This is a genomic window from Butyrivibrio sp., from assembly GCF_024699075.1.
This window is the reverse complement of sequence record NZ_JAILQF010000003.1, coordinates 1-5,505: the sequence shown is the minus strand read 5'-3', so window position 1 is coordinate 5,505 and position 5,505 is coordinate 1. Positions and strand designations below refer to the sequence as shown.

The 5,505-nt window shown below is 38.7% G+C and carries 7 protein-coding genes; 3 read left to right on the top strand and 4 right to left on the bottom strand.

The features are described 5' to 3' along the window. From K6G87_RS00070 to K6G87_RS00060, 3 genes are all read left to right on the top strand, one after another. The coding region (locus tag K6G87_RS00070; protein WP_296832150.1) for an ABC transporter permease at positions 1 to 1,131 on the top strand (1,131 nt) is incomplete at its 5' end. A 241-nt stretch (positions 1,132 to 1,372) separates the two neighbouring features. Continuing rightward, positions 1,373 to 1,639: a type II toxin-antitoxin system RelB/DinJ family antitoxin gene (locus tag K6G87_RS00065; protein WP_296832147.1), complete on the top strand. Its 267-nt coding sequence runs from the start codon at positions 1,373 to 1,375 to the stop codon at positions 1,637 to 1,639. Next, entirely contained in the window at positions 1,632 to 1,901 is a 270-nt protein-coding gene (locus K6G87_RS00060) for a Txe/YoeB family addiction module toxin (protein ID WP_022757534.1), read from the top strand. Before K6G87_RS00065 ends, K6G87_RS00060 begins: the two co-directional genes overlap by 8 nt. Before the next feature lie 102 nt (positions 1,902 to 2,003). On the opposite strand, the gene K6G87_RS00055 is transcribed toward K6G87_RS00060, so the two are convergent. The 4 genes from K6G87_RS00055 to K6G87_RS00040 all read right to left on the bottom strand — a co-directional run. Further along, positions 2,004 to 2,669: a hypothetical protein gene (locus tag K6G87_RS00055; protein ID WP_296832144.1), complete on the bottom strand. Its 666-nt coding sequence runs from the start codon at positions 2,667 to 2,669 to the stop codon at positions 2,004 to 2,006. A 130-nt stretch (positions 2,670 to 2,799) separates the two neighbouring features. Beyond that, positions 2,800 to 3,543, bottom strand: a complete 744-nt coding sequence (locus K6G87_RS00050; RefSeq protein ID WP_296832141.1) for a hypothetical protein — start codon at positions 3,541 to 3,543, stop codon at positions 2,800 to 2,802. Positions 3,544 to 3,607: 64 nt separating this feature from the next. Then, positions 3,608 to 4,993 carry a hypothetical protein gene (locus tag K6G87_RS00045; RefSeq protein ID WP_296832138.1) on the bottom strand — a complete coding sequence of 462 codons (1,386 nt, stop codon included), beginning with the start codon at positions 4,991 to 4,993 and terminating at the stop codon, positions 3,608 to 3,610. A gap of 326 nt (positions 4,994 to 5,319) precedes the next feature. After that, on the bottom strand, positions 5,320 to 5,505 hold a 186-nt coding region (locus tag K6G87_RS00040; RefSeq protein ID WP_296832136.1), incomplete at its 5' end, for a DUF4867 family protein.

Below are 5,505 nucleotides of genomic sequence, written 5' to 3'. Positions count from 1 at the left end.
AGTTTCCCAACCAGATACCTTGTAATTCATGGTGTGACCACATTTATAATCTGCATGGCGCTATTAAGTGTTCAATTGCCTTTAGCATTCTTTTTTCGGAATCAGGCACTCAGCATCTCTATAGGGATCATGGGAAGTTTCATTAGCTTTTTCTCCCTATTCCTTCCGGAATCTTTTGTCCAAAAGCTTATCCCATGGGCTGCATTTGTTACATCAGGTTTTACCAGGCTGGACTGGAACCCCAATACAAGAGTAAGCCGGTTTTATGTTGAAAATCCGGACTGTTTTCCGGTAATCATCTGTATTTGCTGGATCATCCTTTCTATAGTTCTTACCCTTATACTGCTCGAAAAGTCCGGGGTAGAAGAGTCTGAAAAAATGGTTTCATTCAAAAAAAATGATAAAATTATTCTGCATAGACTCCCTGTTGAGTTTCTGAAGCTGAAGGGTTCACCTGCATGGATTGCCTTCTTCATCGTTCCTTCAATATCAGCAGCGATAGGAACCATAAACTATCTTGCCAATATTAGCATATTGAAAGATGGGTGGTATTCATTGTGGACTCAGCACACATTGTTTTTATGCTACTTCTTCATGCCGGTGATCATAGGAATTTTTGCAGGATGCATCTGGAGAATAGAACACTGCGGAACAAATATAAATCTTCTAATGACTCATCAAAAACCGGCAATCACAGTTCTCGGCAAATATGCGGCAACATGCTTCATTACATCAATTTCACTTATCTGGGTTATGGCTTTGTATCTTATATCCGGCTCAATTATACACATGGATGGAAAATTGCCATCAGGACTGCTTTTATGGTTAATAATGGGAATTATAGGATCCTGGACTATATGTGCTTTTCAGGTACTTGTTTCACTTGTTATAAGAAACTTTGTCATTCCTATAATACTGGCGTTCCTCGGCGGATTTGCCGGACTTGCATGCATAGCAAAAGATATTCCTTATCTCTCCCCGTTCTCTGTGTTCGACCTTGCAATGAATCAAAGGGAATTGGGTGCGGCAGATATTAGATTATTCGTCTTTTCGTCCGTTATCTTCATTGCAATTTTTATCATGACCGCTATTCTGTATTTAAGCCATGCCGATGTCAAGACTAATGAATAATTCATTATAGATGCCACCTCTTGGTATATTTGTTATATCCAGATGAAGGCAGGATAGCAAGTAGTAACTATCACTGGCAAAAGATATTGAGATGATCCACCCATATAATGCTGCTGTCATGTGAAAATGAAAAAGGGGTCAGACGCTGATTGAATTAGTATCAATTGTCGCACGATAGTCATCTTTATGTTGTTTTTGTACTGCTTTTGTTGTATTATTAATTAAAAGGAGGTAGTACATTATGGCACTTTCAACAATTACTGCTCGTGTAAGCGATACTGACAAAGTTAACTTTGATGCTTTTTGTACATCAGTTGGTTTAACATCTTCAGCTGCAATAAATATGTTTGTCAAAGCCGTTCTCAGAGAACATAGAATCCCTTTTGAAATTAAACAGGATGATCCATTCTATAGTCCAGAGAACCAAGCCTATATTCTTAAGTCTGTCAATGAATTACGTGAGGGCAAAGGTACTGTTCACGAATTAATCGAGGGCGATGATGAGTGAAAAGATCTGGTCTGATGATGCTTGGAACGACTACTTATATTGGCAGACACAAGATAAAAAGACCCTCAAACGCATCAATCTGCTCATAAAAGACATTGAACGAAATGGCTCAATGCACGGCATTGGTGAACCTGAGCCTCTAAAGGGAGACCTTCAAGGAGAATTCAGTCGCCGTATAAATGAAAAAGATCGTCTGGTTTATCATATTGAAGATGGACGTATCTACATCTCACACTGTCGTGGACATTATGGAGATAAATAATAATTGTAAAAAGCTCTCGATAAGTTAATAACCTAAAAATGAAACAAGTCTACAACAAAAAAGCGCAGTGAACCTGCGCCTTTTCTATTCCATACTGTTATTTTATACTTCACTTCTAAGTCTTTTGTTGTATTCGTCCAATGCTTTCGATGTCTGATAGATATAGACTATTTTCATAATGCTTACAATGAAGATTACTACTACTGCACATATGATCAGAAGCATACCAATAACATACACTAGAATAATGCTACACAGCATAGCGATCAAAGAACCTATATACCACTTCCATAACCGTAGCCACTTTTCTGATAATTCGTCATCCACTCCTTGAAGTACGTTAGAATGACCGGTGAATTCACTATTAGTACCAATAAGCCCCGCTACTAAGGAAACCAGCGAGATAATAAATCCAAAGGCTAAAAAATCAACATCTTCAGAAGCCCCCGATGCAGCAAACAGGATAAGCTTAAAAGCATCTGCTGCTGAAGTTACTAGAAAACAATAGCCTGCTGTACGGTATTTTTCTTCCTTAGACGAGATTTTTAAAAGAATGAGTCCATAGGCAATGGATTCTATAAAACTTATAATATTGCCTACAATCAAAAGATCTTGAGAAGTTACGATTCTTTCATTACTAAGTATGGATGCAATAGTATTCGGTATGAATAGCCAAAATAGGATCATGATCCAAACGCTTAGAGAATGTGCGCTCTCTGGTGATAATCCTTCTCCCCTGTATCTTTCTTCATAATTTGTTTCTGTCATATTCAATTTTCTCCCCGATTTAAAATCTTTTTACGCATCAAAATTATTGATACGCGCCAACGTATTATACAAATATTTTAAGCTTTACACAAGGTATAGAAATGCTAATAACAGGCTTTCCATATGTTAGTTAGTTCTTTTCCCACCAATAAGCCGGATCTGAGAAATTCTCAGAAAGCCATCCTTCATAGTCATCTACTTCTTCGCCATCGACTGTGAATACGCCGTCATGATACTCGGCAATGTATTCTTCTGTATAGGATTCTGTAGAGATTGTCGCTCTCATGTAATAGGAATCGCCTGCTCCGCCGCTTCCCCTGTATGTTCCATTATTCTGAAGTTCTTCGAAACACCTTGTAGTAGTCATATTTCCATAGTACTTACCGTCAATGTGCGACAGGATCAGATATACGCCTGCATTGGTTCCAAGATCAAGGATAAGTTCCTTGCCATTTTGACCATCAAGATCTACATATGTAACTCGCTTTATCTCAGGTTCACCAGCTTCTGATATGCTTTCGCAGAACTCTTCAAACGTTTCTTCTTCGAGTGAATAAAGGTTCGTGAAGGTTTCATCGCCGTTTATTAAGTTGTCATAACTGTTAAGAGCATTGATTATCTCCTCTTCAGCCTCTTCTTCAGCCTTATCTTCTGTCTCTTCGGAAGTCTCAGCTTCCTCTTTAGTCTCATCTTCTTTATCAGTATTATCAGTTTTTTCATCAGAGGAGTTATCTGATGACTTGTTATCATCATTAGCATCTGTATCATCCTGGCTTGCAGCTTTGGTAGAATCAGCATTCATTGACAGATTGATATTCCCGCATCCTGTAAGCGTCAGTGCGAGGATACATGCTATTGCTATTTTTCTTTTCATGATTATCTAAAACATCCCTTTAAATCCAAATGTTTCTGGCAGATCGTTGCTCCTACAATTATGATCAAAGCACTTCTGGTAGATCGTTGCTATTCCAGGCAGGATCATTAGTATATATTTTTTCCTCATCATAGATTTGGATCAAAATATAAATTCTTCCATCTTCAGTTATGATCGCTGTATAGCTTTCATTCATGGTCGGGATAAAACAATCGACATATTTACATGATGAGCCATCTCCCAGAGCCTTATCTTCCACTGTCACGCAACCGTCATTGGTTCCAAACAAAAATGGGTCATCATATAGATCATCTCCCAGCAGCTGATGAATCTGTGTTAGCTCATCTTCTGTGTATGTTGTAGCCAGGGTATCTGCATTTGTATATACCGGTTCTCCGAGGGTGTATACGTGATCGGGGGATACGTTCATCCCCATCATACCAAGATCCGTATCAGCGATCACATACATAAGATCTCCATCAAACATAAAGACCATGTAGCCATCAGCCATGGTATCTTCTATGTCATCCTGATTACAGATAGCCATTGTCTCGCTGACCCAGTGAGCATTTCCAATGATCTCTCCCTCATGAGAATAGTAGCTAAAAAATCCTTCAAAGGAAAATCCATCTTCTGTCTGGTTCTTGATACTGATACTCCCGGCAACTGAGGAATGGCAATTAGTCGCCTTCCAGTCGCCCTCGTGACCAGGGACGTTTTCGACTTCTTGTATATCCTGGTACAATGATGCCCTGTCTATAGAACACAGCTCATACCAATTCACATTGGTATATACATCATGAATTGTACCATCATCAGGCATCCTGACAGTGATAAAATCACTAAGTTCCTTGGCATACTCAAATGATTCTCCCTTGTCCTCAAATATTCTTACCTCAGTGCGGGGAATCACTCCCTGCGGGCCTGCTCCGGTTACGTAGTGCACTCCTACGATAACTTCATCTTTTTGATCATCATTAATATCCTTAAATGTGACAAAAGAAATATCTTCAAACAAACTATCTCTGATGTCGTTCTCATAAACAGACGGCATTTTGCAGATCACCTTCTCACCTTCCATAAGGTAAAAAGTCGCATCAGCATTCGGATTTGTATCTTCAGGCATGCAGGAAACAAATCTTATTGCTCCCCAATCATTTAATTGAATGTCAAAAGACTGCTCTTCTATTATTTTCGATGTGTCTATTTCTATATTTGCATCATCAGTCTGTGACGTTTGGAAAGTGTTTTCACCGTCATCATCGGTTTCAAAAGCGTTTTTATTGTTATCATTCGTATCAGAAGTGCTTATATCGTCAGTATTCGTATCTTGGGGCGTTTCTACGATGCTACCGCTGCTTCCCACGGTGACATCTGAAGACGCATTAGACTTGGCGCATCCAGATAATATGCACATTGATATAGCTATAATAATAATTTTTCTTTTCATAATACTCTCTTATTGCTGCAAAAACATGATGTCATAGATTTAATTCTTATTGCTGTAAAAAAAACGATGTCACTATCTTAACTCCTATTGCTGTATAAAAGATGGTGCCACAAATTTAATTCCTCTCGCACTTCTCGATTTCTGCAACACCTTCTTCAAGAAGTACAAACCATATCTAAAGATACAATAAAACTGCCACCAGATCAGATTCTGATGGCATATTTTATGTTTTTCTATTGTCTACTTAACGGATAACATTTCAAATCAATCTATAGCCACTACTCTCTTTATTGGGCAATTATGATTATGTTATTAAAATCCAAAAATCAGTCAATAAGATCTTTGATATCAACGTTCTCTCCGTCAATACCTGCAAATGCTCCGTCCTTAACTTCTCCAGCTTCAGGATGAGCGATAAGCCACTTGTTGCGGGCAAAAAGGAGTCTGTCTTCAGGGCATCCTGCCTTAGGTATAGCATTTCCAACATTGGTCATCTGAGGAAGGGCTATAAG

Coding starts and splice junctions, on each gene's coding strand:
- K6G87_RS00050 (WP_296832141.1), bottom strand. CDS start 3,543: ATGAAAAGAAAAATAGCAATAGCATGTATCCTCGCACTGACGCTTACA.
- K6G87_RS00060 (WP_022757534.1), top strand. CDS start 1,632: ATGAGTGAAAAGATCTGGTCTGATGATGCTTGGAACGACTACTTATAT.
- K6G87_RS00045 (WP_296832138.1), bottom strand. CDS start 4,993: ATGAAAAGAAAAATTATTATTATAGCTATATCAATGTGCATATTATCT.
- K6G87_RS00055 (WP_296832144.1), bottom strand. CDS start 2,669: ATGACAGAAACAAATTATGAAGAAAGATACAGGGGAGAAGGATTATCA.
- K6G87_RS00065 (WP_296832147.1), top strand. CDS start 1,373: ATGGCACTTTCAACAATTACTGCTCGTGTAAGCGATACTGACAAAGTT.